The organism is Shimia abyssi (assembly GCF_003014475.1).
GTDB lineage: Bacteria > Pseudomonadota > Alphaproteobacteria > Rhodobacterales > Rhodobacteraceae > Shimia > Shimia abyssi.
Map to the genome: position 1 here is coordinate 26,623 of NZ_PYGJ01000022.1, position 16,814 is coordinate 43,436.

General features: G+C 55.8%; 15 protein-coding genes. 8 read left to right on the forward strand and 7 right to left on the reverse strand.

Annotated features, from left to right (window positions below):
* Window positions 1-21 precede the first annotated feature (21 nt).
* The gene (locus tag CLV88_RS21050) at window positions 22-555 is read right to left on the reverse strand and encodes an invasion associated locus B family protein (protein ID WP_106610380.1); all 534 of its coding nucleotides are present in this window, start codon (window positions 553-555) and stop codon (window positions 22-24) included.
* Between the two features lie 165 nt (window positions 556-720).
* On the opposite strand from CLV88_RS21050, the gene CLV88_RS21055 reads away from it, so the two are divergent.
* Window positions 721-1,716, forward strand: a complete 996-nt coding sequence (locus CLV88_RS21055; RefSeq protein WP_106610381.1) for an asparaginase — start codon at window positions 721-723, stop codon at window positions 1,714-1,716.
* A 156-nt stretch (window positions 1,717-1,872) separates the two neighbouring features.
* On the opposite strand, the gene CLV88_RS21060 is transcribed toward CLV88_RS21055, so the two are convergent.
* The 4 genes from CLV88_RS21060 to serB all read right to left on the reverse strand — a co-directional run bounded on the left by CLV88_RS21060 (window position 1,873) and on the right by serB (window position 4,020).
* Entirely contained in the window at window positions 1,873-2,187 is a 315-nt protein-coding gene (locus CLV88_RS21060) for a YciI family protein (RefSeq protein ID WP_106610409.1), read from the reverse strand.
* 13 nt (window positions 2,188-2,200) lie between these two features.
* Window positions 2,201-2,638 carry an SRPBCC family protein gene (locus CLV88_RS21065; protein WP_106610382.1) on the reverse strand — a complete coding sequence of 146 codons (438 nt, stop codon included), beginning with the start codon at window positions 2,636-2,638 and terminating at the stop codon, window positions 2,201-2,203.
* The gene (locus CLV88_RS21070) at window positions 2,635-2,955 is read right to left on the reverse strand and encodes an ArsR/SmtB family transcription factor (RefSeq protein ID WP_106610383.1); all 321 of its coding nucleotides are present in this window, start codon (window positions 2,953-2,955) and stop codon (window positions 2,635-2,637) included. Before CLV88_RS21070 ends, CLV88_RS21065 begins: the two co-directional genes overlap by 4 nt.
* 189 nt (window positions 2,956-3,144) lie before the next feature.
* Complete coding sequence (gene serB, locus CLV88_RS21075) at window positions 3,145-4,020, reverse strand: phosphoserine phosphatase SerB (RefSeq protein WP_106610384.1); 876 nt, start codon at window positions 4,018-4,020, stop codon at window positions 3,145-3,147.
* A gap of 157 nt (window positions 4,021-4,177) precedes the next feature.
* Between serB and CLV88_RS21080 the strand changes: the two genes are divergently transcribed.
* The 3 genes from CLV88_RS21080 (at window position 4,178) to CLV88_RS21090 (ending at window position 7,866) form a co-directional block, all read left to right on the forward strand.
* Entirely contained in the window at window positions 4,178-5,323 is a 1,146-nt protein-coding gene (locus tag CLV88_RS21080) for a phosphoserine transaminase (RefSeq protein WP_106610385.1), read from the forward strand.
* Window positions 5,324-5,418: 95 nt separating this feature from the next.
* Window positions 5,419-7,014, forward strand: coding sequence for a phosphoglycerate dehydrogenase (gene serA, locus CLV88_RS21085; protein ID WP_106610386.1), 1,596 nt, complete (start codon window positions 5,419-5,421; stop codon window positions 7,012-7,014).
* 120 nt (window positions 7,015-7,134) lie between these two features.
* On the forward strand, window positions 7,135-7,866 hold the full coding sequence (locus CLV88_RS21090; RefSeq protein ID WP_106610387.1) for a metallophosphoesterase family protein: 732 nt from the start codon (window positions 7,135-7,137) through the stop codon (window positions 7,864-7,866).
* 245 nt (window positions 7,867-8,111) lie between these two features.
* On the opposite strand, the gene CLV88_RS21095 is transcribed toward CLV88_RS21090, so the two are convergent.
* Complete coding sequence (locus tag CLV88_RS21095; protein ID WP_106610388.1) at window positions 8,112-9,632, reverse strand: malonate--CoA ligase; 1,521 nt, start codon at window positions 9,630-9,632, stop codon at window positions 8,112-8,114.
* Window positions 9,633-9,753: 121 nt separating this feature from the next.
* Here CLV88_RS21095 and CLV88_RS21100 point away from each other — a divergent pair, with 121 nt between their 5' ends.
* Window positions 9,754-10,677: a DMT family transporter gene (locus tag CLV88_RS21100; protein ID WP_106610389.1), complete on the forward strand. Its 924-nt coding sequence runs from the start codon at window positions 9,754-9,756 to the stop codon at window positions 10,675-10,677.
* On the opposite strand, the gene CLV88_RS21105 is transcribed toward CLV88_RS21100, so the two are convergent.
* The gene (locus tag CLV88_RS21105) at window positions 10,661-11,578 is read right to left on the reverse strand and encodes a LysR substrate-binding domain-containing protein (protein ID WP_106610390.1); all 918 of its coding nucleotides are present in this window, start codon (window positions 11,576-11,578) and stop codon (window positions 10,661-10,663) included. The genes CLV88_RS21100 and CLV88_RS21105 overlap by 17 nt on opposite strands.
* A gap of 94 nt (window positions 11,579-11,672) precedes the next feature.
* Between CLV88_RS21105 and CLV88_RS21110 the strand changes: the two genes are divergently transcribed.
* From CLV88_RS21110 to CLV88_RS21120, 3 genes are all read left to right on the forward strand, one after another.
* Window positions 11,673-13,190 (forward strand): trimethylamine methyltransferase family protein, encoded by a 1,518-nt coding sequence (locus CLV88_RS21110; RefSeq protein ID WP_106610391.1) that lies wholly within the window; start codon window positions 11,673-11,675, stop codon window positions 13,188-13,190.
* 70 nt (window positions 13,191-13,260) lie between these two features.
* Window positions 13,261-15,729: a GcvT family protein gene (locus tag CLV88_RS21115; protein WP_207797118.1), complete on the forward strand. Its 2,469-nt coding sequence runs from the start codon at window positions 13,261-13,263 to the stop codon at window positions 15,727-15,729.
* A gap of 10 nt (window positions 15,730-15,739) precedes the next feature.
* On the forward strand, window positions 15,740-16,774 hold the full coding sequence (locus tag CLV88_RS21120) for a GlxA family transcriptional regulator (RefSeq protein WP_165798971.1): 1,035 nt from the start codon (window positions 15,740-15,742) through the stop codon (window positions 16,772-16,774).
* The last annotated feature ends 40 nt before the right edge of the window (window positions 16,775-16,814 follow it).

Here is a 16,814-nt window from a genome sequence, read left to right on the forward strand (position 1 = left end):
AACCGCCCTTAGGCGGTCAGCTTATTTGCAACGCTTTTGCGCGTCTTCTACTGCTGCGGTGAATCCTAACAACGAAAACGTGTCTTCTGTTCTGGTACCGCGCGACGAACGCGCGCTCAACTTGGCAGAAGCACCCCGTTTCATCGCCGCAATGATCGACGCATCGTCACCTGACGACGCGGGCCATGCCCATTCGCCTTCGGTGATTAGCACAAACGAATTGCCGTCGACATCCACGCTCACGTTTGATCCGCTGGCAAAAGGGTAACCACCCGTAAAGCCAATCTGGCCGGCGACTTTCATATGTGGCAGGTAACTGACCATCAATAGAATGTCGCCCCGGTTCACAGCCACAACGCGGCCTTCCTTGGTGTTGACAGTCTCCTTGGCGGTGCTCACCGCCCAGCATTCGCGCTTGTCGCCTTCGGTGTGCTCAAACACACTCCAGTCGGTCATCGCCGCAACTTGATTTTCACTGACGCTCTGTGCCATCGCGCCATAGGCGCCCAACGACAGACCCGCCGCCAGTATCGCGCTCACGAAACGTGATCCCATGTCTACAGCCTCCAAGCTGTGTTTGCCTCTATCGTCCATACCCCTGGCTTCGTGCCTATTTTGTAGGGCTGGACATTTCTATCCCGATAGCCACAGTTTAGCCTGAATTTATAACGGGGCGAAAGACCCGTTGGCACAAAATTGCCGGTAAATCAGCGAGGAACCATGACCAAAGCCGTCCCAATGATCGAATCCTGGCGTGGCGCCTTTCTGGAAAACACCCATCTTGGCCATGCGGTAGTGTGCAACACCTCGGGTGAAATCGTAGAATCCTGGGGCGATCCAAACGCTGTGGTGCTGCCACGCAGCTCTTCCAAAATGATACAGGCACTGCCCCTGATCGAAAGTGGTGCCGCAGATGCCTATGGGCTGACCCCAAGGCAATTGGCCTTGGCCTGTGCCTCTCACAATGGTGCAGAGATCCACAGCACCATGGTGCGCGACTGGCTTGGTGCTTTGAACCTTTCAGAGTCCGATCTTCGGTGCGGCCCGCAAGAACCTCAGGACATCCCCGCCCGCAATGCTCTGATCCAATGCGGCGATCCGGCTTGTCAGGTACACAATAACTGTTCTGGCAAACACAGCGGATTCCTGACGCTTTCGCGTCATCTGAGCGCGGGACCAGAATATATCGACCCCGCACACCCGGTTCAGGTCGCCGTAAAGGATACATTCGAAGAGGTCACTGATGAGACTAGCCCAGGCTTTGCCATAGACGGCTGCTCTGCCCCAAACTATGCCAGCACACTACATGGCATGGCCCGCGCCATGGCCTTTTTCGCGTCAGCACGAGAGGGTCAGGGCACACGCTCCGACGCCGCTGTCCGCCTGCGCTCCGCGATGGCCCAGCACCCCGAATATGTGGCGGGCGAAGGACGCGCCTGTACCGCACTGATGCGCGCCATGAATCATAAAGTGGCCATAAAAACCGGTGCAGAGGCATATTTTGTGGTGATCCTACCCGAACAGAAACTCGGGATAGCGCTCAAGATAACCGACGGCACAACAGTGGCGGCAGAGGCAGCGATCACCGCCTTGCTGATACGCCATGGCGCTCTGGATGCAAGCCACCCCACCGCGCGAAATTTTTTGCATGCGCCGTTGCGAAATCGCCGCGACATCGAATGCGGTATCCTGAAATCCGCCGCTGGTTTTCCTTAACGCCAAGCGCTCCCGCCCCTTTGAAGACGCAGCAAGCAGCGCCTCAAAGCGTTGGGCGTGGCCGCGCTGCGCGCGGGTTTGGGTATTTGGGAACAATGAGAAATGGAATCCGTTCGGTTTTCCCAAAACATCCAGTGTCTTTAGGTCACTGAAGCGCTACATCTCCATGGCTTCGGCAACTTCTACCGTGCCTGCGCCACCTTCTAGAATCGGGCATGTTGCAGCAATGGCACAGGCGGCATCCATGGTTGGTGCGTTCACCAACGTATAACCGGACATTGGGTTGGCACCGCCATTATCCTTAACGCCGCTAGCGGTGACTGTCTTGGACATGCCGGCGGGATTGCCTCCATCGACCAGATCATCACCAATCCCGGCCATCCACGCCCCCCATGCAGCCATAACCTTTTCGCCCTCTTCCGGCGTCTTTGGGCGGCCACCTCCGTGATACACAAAAATAAACTTTGGCATGATCATACTCCTCCTATGAATTCTCTTCCAAAACCGCTGCCAGTCGGTTGAGTGTTGATTGCCACCCACCCCGGTGATTGAGCGCGGATTCTTCGTCCAGTAACTCGTGGTGATCCACGATCAGTTGCGCGCCATCGTCAGTTTCAACAATCGTAAATGTCACGTGGCTCTCATGGCCGCGCGCGTCGGCATCGTCATGCCATGCCCACGTAAATCCGACCGAACAGGGCGGGTCATAGCTTGTGACATGACCGGAAACTTTGAACCGCTCGCCCGCATCGTTGACCATCACAGAATACCAAGGCCCAAGGCCTGACAAATCTAGCGAATGTTCTGGCACATGCACCCCTTCAGGCCCCCACCATTTCAACAGATCCGCCTGCTTGGTGACTGCTGCAAAGAGCCGCTCAGGGGACACACGAAAACTGCGCTCTATTCGTACGTTCGTCATTCTTCTTCCTCTGCCAACAGCGCTTCTAACCGGTCCAACCCAGCTTCCCAAAAGCTACGATGATCCATGGTCCATTCCGAAATTGCGCGCAGCCCTTCGGGACGCACAGAATAAAAGCGCTTTGTGCCGTCTGCCCGCTGATGCACCAATCCCGCGGCGCGCAGCACCTTAAGGTGACGCGATATCGCTGGCCCACTTATTGTCGCGTCAGCGACCAATGCACCCGCTGGCAACTCGCCTTCGTCCAACAAACGTTCAACAACACTTAGGCGGGTTTCATCAGCAAGGGCTGCGAATTTATCCGTCAGGTTACTCATGGACATTATTTAACACATTTGTTAAATAATGTCCAAGTATGTAGTCTTCCGAAAAAATCCATTTAAGATTCAATAGGTCACCCAGCTGCGCAGCACACAGAATTCCAGCGCCAGTTGCTTCTCTGCGCGTATGGGTTTCGGCAAACCCGATTCGCCTCAGCTGCCTAAACGATCGCTGACCTCGACAACTCAGTCTGCAAAATCGCTGCGCGCATATCCCTGAATATAAAGCAGCGCGGTCAGATCCCCATGATTGATACGAATGTCGCATTCCGCGGCTACCGAAGGTTTCGCGTGCAGTGCAACCCCTGTCCCGGCCAGCCCCAACATCCCCAGATCATTCGCCCCATCGCCCACGGCCATTACATCCCCGTGCACAAGACCCAGTCGCGCCGTAATCTCTTGCAACGCCTGAACTTTGGCTTCGCGCCCAAGAATTGGTCGCCCGACATCACCTGTCAGCGCACCGTCGTTGATCAACAAAGTATTGGCGCGGTTTTCATCAAAACCCAGATCACTTGCGACCTTTTCGGTAAAGGCGGTAAAACCGCCTGACACCAGAGCAGCATATGCTCCGTTTGCCTTCATTGTCGCCAAAAGAGCCTTGCCACCGGGCATTAAGGTGATCCGCTCGGCCAACACTTTCGCGATCACGTCTTCATCCAACCCCTTTAGCAGCCCAACCCGTTCAATCAGCGCGCCCTCAAAATCCAACTCGCCGTTCATAGCCCGTGCGGTGATATCTTTGACCCGTTCCCCGACACCCGCCTCGTCAGCCAGCTCGTCAATGCACTCTTGCTGGATCATCGTGCTATCCATATCCGCGAGCAGCATCTTTTTTCGCCGCCCCACGATGGGTTGGATAAGCAGATCAACCCCCAACGCTTGCAAGTCGTCCCACACATCCCAGCGATTATCCGGCATGACGTTCAATTCGAACTCCGCCGCCTCATCCACGGCCAGCCAGTTCACATCGCCCCCGCCCCATGCGTTGCGCAGCGACTCGATCAGCGCCGGGTCAAGGGATGGGTTGGCAGGAGAAGTCAAAAGGGTCGCAATAAACATGAGAAGTTTCCGATAGTGGTCATCAGGTGTCGCAATTCAACGCTTAAGCGGCGCTATAATCCTATTTTCCTGGTTGTGGAACCACAAACACCCTTCTATGTCGGTCAGTGGGACACCTCTCCCCAACGAGAGGCAGATATCTGTAAGGATAGCATTGATGGCTACTCAGCAACCGGCGACGCGGCCGGCTAATCCGCGTTTTTCTTCTGGTCCGTGCGCCAAACCCCCCACATTTGATGTCACCAAACTCGCCGACGCCGCTCTTGGCCGCTCGCACCGTGCTGCCATTGGCAAGGACAAGTTGAAGGCCGCGATCGAAGGGACACGCGACATTCTGGGCATCCCCGCCGATTACAAGATCGGCATCGTCCCCGCGTCAGACACCGGCGCGGTTGAAATGGCCATGTGGTCGCTTTTGGGCGAACGTAAAGTCGAGATGCTGGCATGGGAAAGCTTTGGCTCGGGATGGGTCACCGATGTGGTGAAGCAACTTAAAATCGATGCCGAAGTCAAAACCGCTGACTACGGTCAGATCGTTGATCTGGCTTCGGTTGATTGCAACAACGATATTGTCTTCACATGGAACGGCACCACCGCGGGTGTGCGTGTGCCAAATGCGGACTGGATTGCGGACGACCGCCAAGGCCTCACGATCTGCGATGCCACCTCAGCGGCTTTCGCTATGGATCTGCCATGGGACAAGCTGGATGTGACCACATTCAGCTGGCAAAAAGTTCTTGGCGGTGAGGCAGCCCACGGTATGCTGATCCTCAGCCCCCGCGCCGTCGAGCGTCTGGAAAGCTACACACCTTCGTGGCCCCTGCCAAAAATCTTCCGCCTGACCAAGGGTGGCAAGTTGATCGACGGTATCTTTACCGGAGCCACCATCAATACGCCGTCAATGCTCGCCGTCGAAGACTATCTCTTTGCGCTTGATTGGGCGCGTTCGGTCGGCGGGCTTCAGGGGCTGATCGCCCGCGCTGACGCGAATGCGCAGGCCGTGTTTGATTTCTGCGACGCCAACGATTGGCTCTCCAATCTAGCCGAGGATGACGCGACCCGCTCGAACACCTCGGTTTGCCTGAAGTTCACCGATGAACGCATTCTGGACGGCGCGGCTTTTGCCAAATCCGTCGCCAAGCGCCTCGAAGCCGAGAACATAGCTTTGGATATCGGCGCCTATCGCGACGCCCCTGCGGGTTTGCGCGTCTGGTGTGGCGGCACGGTCGAAACGGCTGACGTTAAAGCAATGCTCCCATGGCTTGCTTGGGCGTTTGACGCCGAAATCGCAGCTCAAGCCTAAAGGCAAAGGCGGACAATCATGTCCGCCCTACCACCCTTGCAATTTATGTAGGCAGACATGATTGTCCGCCACCCCGACAAAAAAGGACGCTAAACATGGCTCCCAAAGTACTCGTTTCCGACAAACTCTCCGAAACTGCCGTCCAGATTTTCCGTGATCGCGGCATTGATGTTGATTTCATACCCGACCTTGGCAAAGACAAGGACAAGTTGGCCGAAGTGATCGGCCAATATGATGGCCTCGCCATCCGTTCGGCGACCAAGGCCACCGCCAAGCTTCTCGAAAGTGCCGATAACCTCAAGGTCATTGGCCGCGCGGGCATCGGCACCGACAATGTCGACAAAGAGGCCGCCTCGAAAAAAGGTGTGATTGTCATGAACACACCGTTCGGCAACATGATCACCACTGCCGAACATGCCATCGCAATGATGTTCGCCGTCGCCCGTCAAATCCCCGAAGCCTCCGCCTCGACCCATGCGGGCAAATGGGAAAAGTCCAAGTTCATGGGCGTCGAGCTCACCAACAAAACCCTTGGCGTGATCGGCGCGGGTAACATTGGCGGCATCGTTTGCGACCGTGCACGTGGTCTCAAGATGAAGGTTGTTGCATATGACCCTTTCCTCTCCGAAGAAAAGGCCCAAAAAATGCACGTCGAAAAGGTTGAGCTCGACGAGCTTCTCGCCCGTGCCGACTTCATCACCCTGCACGTCCCCTTCACCGAAGCGACCGCCAATATCCTGTCGGCTGAAAACCTCGCCAAAACTAAAAAGGGCGTACGCATCATTAACTGCGCCCGTGGCGGTCTGGTCGACGAAGCGGCTTTGGCCGAACTGCTGAAATCCGGACACGTGGCAGGTGCCGCATTTGACGTGTTCTCCGAAGAACCGGCCAAGGAAAACCCGCTGTTCAACCTGCCCAACGTGGTCTGCACACCCCACCTTGGCGCAGCCACTACCGAGGCACAGGAAAACGTCGCCCTGCAAGTGGCCGACCAGATGTCGAACTACTTGCTGACAGGCGCTGTTGAAAACGCGCTCAACATGCCGTCTGTCACCGCCGAAGAAGCCAAGGTCATGGGGCCATGGATCAAATTGGCTGACCACCTTGGTGCATTTGCCGGTCAAATGACAGACGAGCCGATCAAGGCGATCAACATCCTTTATGATGGTGTCGCCGCCGACATGAATCTTGATGCGCTGAACTGCAGCACGATCGCGGGGATCATGAAAAAGGCCAACCCTGATGTGAACATGGTCTCCGCACCAGTCATCGCCAAGGAACGCGGCATCCAGATCTCGACCACCAATCAGGACAAATCCGGCGCGTTTGATGGCTACATCAAGGTGACCGTCGTGACTGACGAGATGGAGCGTTCCATCGCAGGTACATGTTTCGCCGACGGCAAACCACGCTTTATTCAGATCAAAGGCATCAACATCGACGCCGAAGTCGGCGCGAACATGCTCTACACCACCAACGAAGATGTTCCCGGCATCATCGGTGCGCTTGGCCAAACCATGGGCGAAAACGGCGTAAACATCGCCAACTTTACCCTCGGTCGCTCCGAAGTTGGAGGCGGTGCCATCGCCCTCCTCTATGTCGATGCACAAGTTCCAGCACCTGTCATCGACAAGCTGTGTGAAACCGGCATGTTCCGGCAGGTCAAACCACTTGTCTTTGACGTCGCCTGATCCGGTCACTTATAACCACGCGCGCCGCCCCTCGGGGCGGCGTTTTGCATTTGCCACTTTCCTAGGACTGGCCACGCCATTACACCAACAACCAGTTGCATTTCACAAAAAGGCACCGCAATGACCGCCCCGATTTATGCCATTGGCGACATCCATGGCCATCTCGACAAACTGCAAGACGTGCTCGCCCGCATCGAACGTGACGGCGGCCCCGATGCTCAGGTGGTTTTCCTCGGCGATCTGGTCGACCGTGGCCCCAACAGCCGCGAAGTGATCGAGCTGGTGATGAATGGCATCAAAAACGGGCGCAACTGGATCGCAATCAAGGGCAACCATGACCGAATGATGGCTTACTGGCTTCAAGGCCCCGCTCCCGATCCGCAGATGCTTGTAGGCTATCATTGGCTGCACGAACGCATTGGCGGCATCGAAACGCTGACTTCTTATGGGATCGAGATTACAGACACGGCGCGCTACTACAAAGTGCATCCGCAGGTGCTCGAGGCGGTTCCGCAATCCCACCGCGACTTCCTGATCTCCATGCCGTATTTCCACAAATCCGAAGACCTGTTGTTTGTGCACGCCGGCATCCGTCCAGGCATTGCCCTTATGGATCAATCCAATGATGACCTGTGTTGGATACGACGGGATTTCCTCGACTATACCAAACCTCACCCATGGCTGGTGGTGCACGGTCACACGCACCGCCGTTCGCCCGAACATCACGGAAACCGAGTCAACCTCGATACCGGTGCAGGCCATGGCCGCGCCCTGACAGCTGCCGCCTTTGAAGGGCGCGATTGCTGGGTGCTGGGCGAAAACGGTCGCGAGGCCCTGCGCCCCGGCGACTGATCTTGGTTCGTGAGAGCATATGCTACGTCGGCAGCACTCACAGCTACCTTCAACGCGACACAAGTAGATCGAATACTTGTCGCGTTCACGCGCTGCTTCAATAATACAATTCGCCACTGAGCACTATCACAGCGCGGCAACTCTCCAAAAATCGAAAATGGCAACGACGCGTATCACAACATCAACAACCCGATCGCATCGCTACCCTTAGATTGTCTTGATCGGCGATTTCATCCCAAAACCACTTAACTTCTTGAAATAGAACGATTAAAAATATTCGCATATCCTTCCCGAAGCTCCTTTTTTTGTACCTTGCCCATTGTGTTTCGCGGCAGCTCGGGCACAAAAATGACACGCTTGGGTTGCTTGAATCTAGCTAACACCTCTGCCAACGCACCTGTGATATCCGTCTCTTCCAACACACCACCATTTGCCACCACAACAGCAACAACAGCCTCGCCGAAATCGGAATGCGGCACGCCAATCACGGCGCTTTCCCTAACTCCCGGCAGATCGTCAATCAGCGCCTCCACCTCTTTGGGATAAACGTTGAAACCGCCTGTGATCACAAGATCCTTGCCCCGCCCGACGATGGTCACATATCCGTCCGCATCAACCTTGGCCAAGTCTCCGGTGATAAACCATCCATCCGGCAATAGCTCCTCTGCCGTCTTTTCCGGCATCTGCCAATATCCCTGAAACACGTTCGGCCCGCGCACCTCCAGCACGCCGATGTCTCCGGGTGCAACCAGCTCGCCTTTATCACGAATTCGCGCCTCAACTCCCGGCAGCGGGAACCCAACCGTACCGGCGCGCCGTTCACCGTCATAGGGGTTAGACATCGACATATTCGTCTCTGTCATCCCATACCTTTCTAGAATGCGATGCCCTGTACGCTTTTCCCATTGCTCGTGGGTATCCACCAACAATGGCGCAGAGCCTGAGATAAACAGACGTATTTTTTCCGTCAGATTTCGATCCAGCCGGGCATCATCAAGCAGGCGTGTATAGAATGTTGGCACCCCCATCAAGCTCGTCGCCCGCGGCATTGCCTCCAGTATCGCATCCGCATCAAACTTTGCCAAAAACACCACTGACGCGCCGGCCAGCAAAGCAACATTTGTCGCAACAAAAAGCCCGTGCGTGTGAAATATCGGTAGCGCATGGATCAACACATCAGCGTCGGTGAACTTCCAGACATCTCGCAACATTTCTGAGTTCGACGCCAGATTCCCATGGCTCAGCATCGCACCCTTGGACCGGCCCGTCGTTCCCGAAGTATAAAGGATCGCCGCCAGATCGTCTTCCTTGCGCTTGATAGGGTCAAACCCATCATGAAGCGCCGCCGCATCGGTCATACTGCCGCCCCCCGCATCATCTAGCGTCATGACTCTCGCACCTTGGGCGATTGCCGAAATTCCGGTTTCGCGCGCCGGGTCACACACCACAACGCGAGGCGTTGCATCTCCCAAAAAATAGCCCAACTCAGCAGTTGTGTACGCGGTGTTCAGTGGAAGAAAAACACCACCTGCCATCACTGTTCCTAAATAGAGTTCAATGGCAGCCATCGTCTTTTCCACCTGCACAGCCACCCGATCACCGGGTTCCACGCCCAGCGCGACCAGAGCTGCTGCCATGCGTTCAGCGCCAGAAAACAGCGCACCGAAACTCACATCCGAACGTCCCGGCACCTGGGCAAAAGTAGCCTCATCGCGCGCGATTGAGGCCGCGCGCAAACGAGACAAGAGGTGGTTTTGATCGTACATGGCTGGCCTCCGGCATTGGTTGTCAAAGTCATCCATCGCACATATCCAAAGATCAAGAGGCAGTTTCGCCGCGCCGCTTCACGTGTTAACAACTCGACAATCCCACAAGAAAGGTCACGCGATGAACCCGGTTCGCGGCATTCTCTTCATGATTCTCGCCGTCGCGCTATTTTCGGTCATGGCCGCATTCATCAAGGCCGCAACGGATCATGTCCCGACGGGCCAGACCGTGTTTTTCCGGTCTTTGTTCGCACTTCCAATCATTCTGATCTGGTTGGCGCGCCGTGGCGATTTGGCGACCGGGCTAAAGGTAAAAAACCCGATGGGTCACTTTTGGCGCGGCTTTATTGGTACAACCGCTATGGCTCTTGGGTTTGCCTCTCTCGGCTATTTACCTCTTCCAGAAGTTACCGCCATTGGTTTCGCCTCTCCGCTGTTAACCGTCGTTTTTGCGGCCATGTTTCTTGGCGAAACTGTTCGCGCATTTCGCCTGACAGCCGTCGGTATCGGGTTAATCGGTGTTATGATCATTCTCTGGCCACGCCTAACCATCTTTGGCGGCACAGCGGCCAGCGACGCAGCGACGCTTGGCGTCATGCTGGTCTTGGGATCTGCCGTATTCAAGGCGTTAGCTCAAATTCACATCCGCAAACTCACTCAGACCGAGGAAACATCGGCCATCGTTTTTTACTTTTCGCTTACGGCCACCGGGCTGTCTCTGCTCACGTTGCCATTTGGCTGGGTTATTCCGACTGCACAAGAATGGGCCCTTTTGATTGGAGCTGGTCTTGTCGGTGGTGTGGCTCAGATATTCCTTACATCGAGCTACAAGTTTGCGCCCGCTTCACTCGTCGCGCCTTTTGATTATTCCGCGATGCTTTTTGCGTTAGTCATTGGCTATGTATGGTTCGACGAAGTGCCAACGATTATCATGCTGACCGGTGCCGCAGTCATCATTTTTGCAGGCGTTCTGATCATCTGGCGCGAACGACAGCTCGGGCTCAAACGCGGCAAAGCGCGCCCTGGTGTCACTCCGCAAGGCTGATCTGAGCTTCTTCCAGAATCCATTCTCGCACGCGCTCCGCCTGCGGAATCAGACCTGTACTGCGCGACCACACCAGATAAAATCCCGCGCCAGTGGACCAACTCCATTCCTGTTTGGCCGCCAGCAATCCTTGGGCAATCAGCTCCTGTGTGACGTGTTTCCATCCAAAGGCAAACCCTTCGCCAGCGATCGCGGCCTGTAACACCAGGGCGTAATCATTCAGCCTAAGACCCGCTTTGGGTTCCCGATCCCGCACGTCATGATGCGCGAACCACTGCCCCCAGGTTGGACGTTCGCGCACGGGTTCCTCAAGATGGATCAACCGCTCGTGCAATAGGTTGGGCACAGTCTGAAGATTTGCTGCGGACGCCATCACTCGCGGGCTGGCGATCGGGTAGATGACCTCATGGGCGATCAGTGCTGAATAGCAATCTTCCCAGTCACCATAACCACGCCGCACCCCAAGGCTGATCCCTTCGGCGTCAATGTTGGGTTCAAGATCACTGGTTTGCAAACGTAAATCCAGATCAGGGTGATCCTCGTGTAGCTTTTGCAGTCGCGGCACCATCCAGTAATAGGCAAACGCCGTGGATACAGATAACGTGACGTGATCGTTCTGACCCCTTTGATGCACTGCTCGCGCCGACGCCAGAATGCGCTCAAGCGCAAGGGAGACATCGGAAAATAGCCTTTCCCCCGCTCTTGTTAGCCGGACTTGTCGGTGCGTGCGTTGGAACAATTGCACGCCCAGAGACTGTTCCATCTGGCGAATTGCGGCACTCACGGCGGGTTGTTGAACATTTAGTTCCCCGGCTGCGTGCGTAAACGAGCCATGCCTTGCGGCGGCTTCAAAAAAAATTAGGTGGCGAGGTGATGTGACCAGTTTCCAGAGTTCTTGCATAACCTGTGCTTATCCAAACCACTGAAATATTCAAGGATCACAACCTGAAAAAACAACATTAACCTTTGCCAACCACCTAAAATCGGAGTCACTCATGGCCAGACGCGCACGCGCCGCACGCAATCGTTCCGCCCCGACGGGCGTCCCTGCTTCGCCGCATATCCAACGTGTGTTGCCCTTTTTCGATCCACTCGATGCAGAGCAGATCGAAAGGCTCGAAGCGCTGGTCGACTGGATTTTTCAAGATGTTGGAATAGCCTTCCGCGACGACCCAGAAGCGCTGCGGATCTGGAAGGAGGCCGGCGCTTCAATCGAAGGCGACATTGTACGTATGCCTGCCGATCAGGTTCGCGCATTGTGCGAAACCGCACCTTCACAATTCACCCAGCTGGCCCGCAACCCCGAACGCTCTGTCACCATCGGTGGTACAAATCAGGTGTTTGCTCCAATCTACGGCGCACCGTTTGTGCGCGACGTCGAAGGCGGCAGGCGCTATGGCGACATGGACAGCTTTGAAAAGCTGGTCAAACTTGCCTACATGCACCCCAATTTGCACCATACCGGTCTGGTAATCTGCGAGCCTTGCGACGTCCCGGTCAGCAAACGCCACCTCGATATGGTCTATACGCACATGACCTGTTCGGACAAACCTCATCTTGGTGCGATTACCGAGATGAGCCGCGCGCAGGATAGTGTCGATATGGCCGAAATCCTGCACGGCGCGGATGTGATGGAACATAATTGCGTCATCATGGGCAACGTAAACACCAACTCGCCGCTGCTGGTCGACAAGGTGGTGAGCGAAGCGATCCGCACCTATTGCGGGCGCAATCAGGGCATCGTCGTTGTACCCTTTATTCTAACTGGCGCCATGGGACCTGTCAGCACCGCCGCCAGCGTCGCACAGGCTATGGCTGAAGCGATGATGTGTTGCGCGTTTTCGCAGCTTGTGCGCCCCGGCGCGCCGTTTATCCTTGGCAACTTCCTCTCCTCGATGTCCCTGAAATCCGGTGCACCCACTTTTGGCATGCCCGAGCCAGTGATCTCTAACTACGCCATTGGCCAGTTGGCCCGCCGCGCAGGCCTGCCGTTGCGCTGTGGCGGATCACTGACTGCATCCAAGATCGAAGACGCCCAAGCAGCATATGAAAGCGCGGACTCGATGCATTCTACCATGCTGGCCGGCGCTAACTTTGTCCTGCATTCGGCAGGCTGGATGGAAGGCGGACTTGTCACCGGATTCGAAAAGCTGATCATGGATGCCGACCGTCTGGGCAGCTACCAAAAGGTGCTGTCACAAGGGCTGGACACCAGCGAAGACGCCTTTGCACGTGACGCATACGGCGAAGTTGCCCCCGGCGGCCACTTTCTTGGCTCGGCTCACACCATGCGCAATTACCAGACCGCCTTCTATGAACCCAAACTCTCGGACAGCGAAAATGTCGAAAGCTGGGAAGAGGGCGGGTCCAAAGACATGCGCCAGCGCGCATTCACACGTTGGAATGAGATGTTGGCACAATACGAGCCGCCGCCGATGGACATCGCAAAAAAGGAAGAGCTTCAGGCTTATGTTGCCCGTCGCAAGGAAGAGCTGCCAGACGCCTGGTACTAAACCATTTCGTGCCCGTGCACCTGTCTGCGGCGCGAGTACTTATTAGATAATGAAAGCAGGGGTTCGACTCATGCCCGAGATTCAAAAAGACGAAACATCCACCGGCAAGCAATTGCCATCCCATGCCAAAGTTGTCGTCATAGGTGGCGGCGTTGTAGGCTGTTCCATCCTGTTCCACTTGGCCAAATTCGGCTGGAAGGATGCCGTTCTGCTCGAGCGTGACGAGTTGACATCCGGCTCGTCTTGGCATGCCGCTGGTCAGATTCACACGATCAGCTCCGATCCCAATATCTCACGCCTTCAGAGCTATACTATCGATCTCTATAAAGAGATCGAGGAAACCTCGGGCCATTCGGTCGGCCTGCACATCACCGGCGGGTTCTACGCAGCGTCGACAAAAGAATGGTATGACTACCTCAAGCGCGAGCGTTCGAAAGCGCGCTATATGGGTCTGCATCAAGAATTTATCTCGCCACAGGAATTGGCCGAGCGGCACCCGCTAATTGATCCCAAACACTATTACGCCGCCCTCTGGGACGATCAGGATGGCGATCTTGATCCGTCCGGCGCGACCTATGCGTTCGCCAAATCGGCGCGTGTACATGGCGCGCAATACTTCACCCATTGTGGCGTGACCGACATGAAACAGCGCCCCGATGGCAGCTGGGATCTGACCACCCCCAAAGGTAATATCAACGCTGAACATGTGGTGAATTGCGGTGGTCTCTGGGCGCGTGAGGTCGGCCATATGTCAGGCATTCACCTGCCCGTGCAGCCGATGGAACACCATTATCTGATCACCGACAAGATCCCGATGATCGCGGATCGTATGGAGAGCATGGGCGAGGCAGGCCGCCTGCCCGCCGGGATCGACTACGAAGCTAACATCTATTTCCGCCAGGAACGCCACGGCATGTTGCTGGGCACCTATGAACCAAAATCGACCCCATGGAAAGTGGATGGCACCCCTTGGGATTTCGGCCACGAGCTGTTGCAGCCAGACCTCGATCGCATTGCCGACCGGTTGGAAATGTCCTTTGAGCGCATTCCCGCGATTGGCGAGTCCGGCATCAAAGACATGATCAACGGCCCTTTCACCTTTGGTCCCGATGGCAATCCGATGATTGGCCCGGTTCCAGGCATGAAAAACTACTGGGTTGCCGTGGGCGTTATGGCAGGGTTCTGTCAAGGCGGCGGTGTAGGCCTGACCATGGCCGAGTGGATGATCGACGGCGAGCCTTCGATAGATGTCTGGGCCATGGATGTCGCGCGCTTTGGCGAGTTCGCAACACCCGACTGGGGCACCGTTAAATCGTCGGAAAACTACGAACGTCGGTTTGTGATGACCTTCCCCAACGAGACATTGCCCAAGGGCCGGTTGCAAAAAACCACGGCACTCTATGATCGGCTCATTGCCAAAGGCGCCGTGATGGATCAGGGCTTTGGCCTTGAGAATGCGCAGTGGTTTGCAGACGACGCCAAGGATGCACATGAAGTGCCCACATTTGAGCGCAACCGCTCGTTTGACTATGTCAAACGCGAGGTCGAGGCAGTTCGCAATGCTGTGGGTGGTATCGAGATCGCAAACTTTGCCAAGCACGAGTTCAAGGGTGCTGGTGCGCGCGCCTATCTAGACTCTATTCTTGCCGGATACGTCCCGAAACCCGGTCGATTGACGCTGACGCCTATGCTGACCGAAAAGGGTCGGCTCTATGGCGACCTGACTGTCGCATGTTTGGCCGAAGACCACTTTATGCTGTTCGGATCAGGTGCCATGCAGGAGGCGCACCGTCGTTGGTTCGAAAAGGATCTACCTGCGGATGCGACCTATGAGAACGTTTCTGATGATTGGCACGGCGTTGCTCTTTCTGGTCCAATGTCACGCGAGCTGCTGGCACGCCTGACCCGCGACGATGTTTCCGCCGAAGCGTTCAAGTTCCGCGACTTGCACCAAACCTTTGTGGGCGGCGTACCTGTGATCCTGAACCGGATATCCTTTTCGGGAGAGCTAGGGTATGAAATCTACTGCAAGCCGCAATACCTTTTGCGTCTGGCCGAGAGCATCGAAGACGCAGGTGCCGACCTAGGTTACCGCTGGTATGGTGCAAGGGCGCTGATGTCGATGCGTCTAGAAAAGGGCTGGGGTGTCTGGACGCTTGAGTTCCGTCCTGACTTCAACGCGGTTGAAAGCGGCATGGACGCGTTCATCAATTGGAAAAAGGACTTTGTTGGAAAGGCGGCAACCGAAGCGTTCCGCGACAGTGGGGTGAAACAAAAGCTCGTCACAATGACAATTGACGTTGACGGCATCGACGTGTCCGGCGACGAGGCGATCCTCAAAGATGGCGAAGCCGTTGGCTACGTCTCCTCGGGTGGGTATGGCCATCGCGCTGGCGCATCAATGGCGATGGGTTACGTCTCCGCAGACAACGCCGCGCCGGGCTCTCAGTTACAGGTCGAAATTCTGGGCGAGTTCTATCAAGCTAACGTACTTGGCGCGCCTGCATATGACGCCAATGGCGCAAATATGCGCGCTTGAGGACGATCAAGTGACACGCCCTTTCGATCTACCTCGTGCGACGGTGCAACCAGCCTGTCTGGCTGCACCGCAACGCTATGTTTTCTTACTATTGTCCGAGTTTTCCCAAGTGAGCTTCTCCTGCGCGGTCGAAGCGCTGCGTGTCGCAAACGGGCACGACGGCAAACGTCATTTTTCCTGGGAGATCCTGAGCTCTGATGGCGAGCCCGTCGCCGCCTCAAATGGTCTTAAAAGCGTTGTAGACGGCCCGATGACCGATCTTCATCGCCAAGACACACTTGTGGTGTGCGGCGGGGATAACGTCGCCCAACACAGCACCAACAAAATATTGAGCTGGGTTCGAACCCAAGCCCGACGTGGCGTTCGTGTTGGCGGCGTTTCAAGTGCCGCAATCACCTTGGCCATGGCCGGACTGCTTAACGGGCGTACCGCCACCGTGCACTGGGACTTTCACAATGCAATGCTGGAGAGTTTTCCTGGCATTGATCTGCAAGATGTGGTTTTTGCAGTCGACGATCAGCGCTTTACATGCGCTGGTGGCGCAGCTTCCATAGACTTGATGCTCTGTTTGATCGAACAGGACCATGGGCGCAATCTGGCCAATCACGTTGCCGAGAAATTGGTCTACAACGCACCACGTAACCCTCATCATTCCCAGCGCTTATCGATGCAATTACGCTCCGGGGCGCGTAACACAAAGCTATGCGAAGCCATCGATATCATGAACGACAACCTCGAATCTCCGCTGACACCAGGCGAGATTGCAGAAATTGTCGGTCTCTCGTCTCGTCAACTAGAGAGATTGTTCCGAAAACACTTACATACTACGCCCAAATCGCATTACACCTCTCTTCGCTTACGCAAGGCGCGCGACCTGATATTCCAGACAAACATGAAATTGTCGGAGATCAGTTTCGCCTGTGGTTTCAGTTCGCAAACCCACTTTTCCAAGTGTTATCGCGCTTTCTTCGGTATTTCTCCGAGCCGCGACGATGGTCGATTCGAAGCCGCATCTGCAAACCGCGGTTCATTCACCATAGCTTGATCCACTTGCGCCAACCCTTTTCAATTCCGCGCAGATGCCC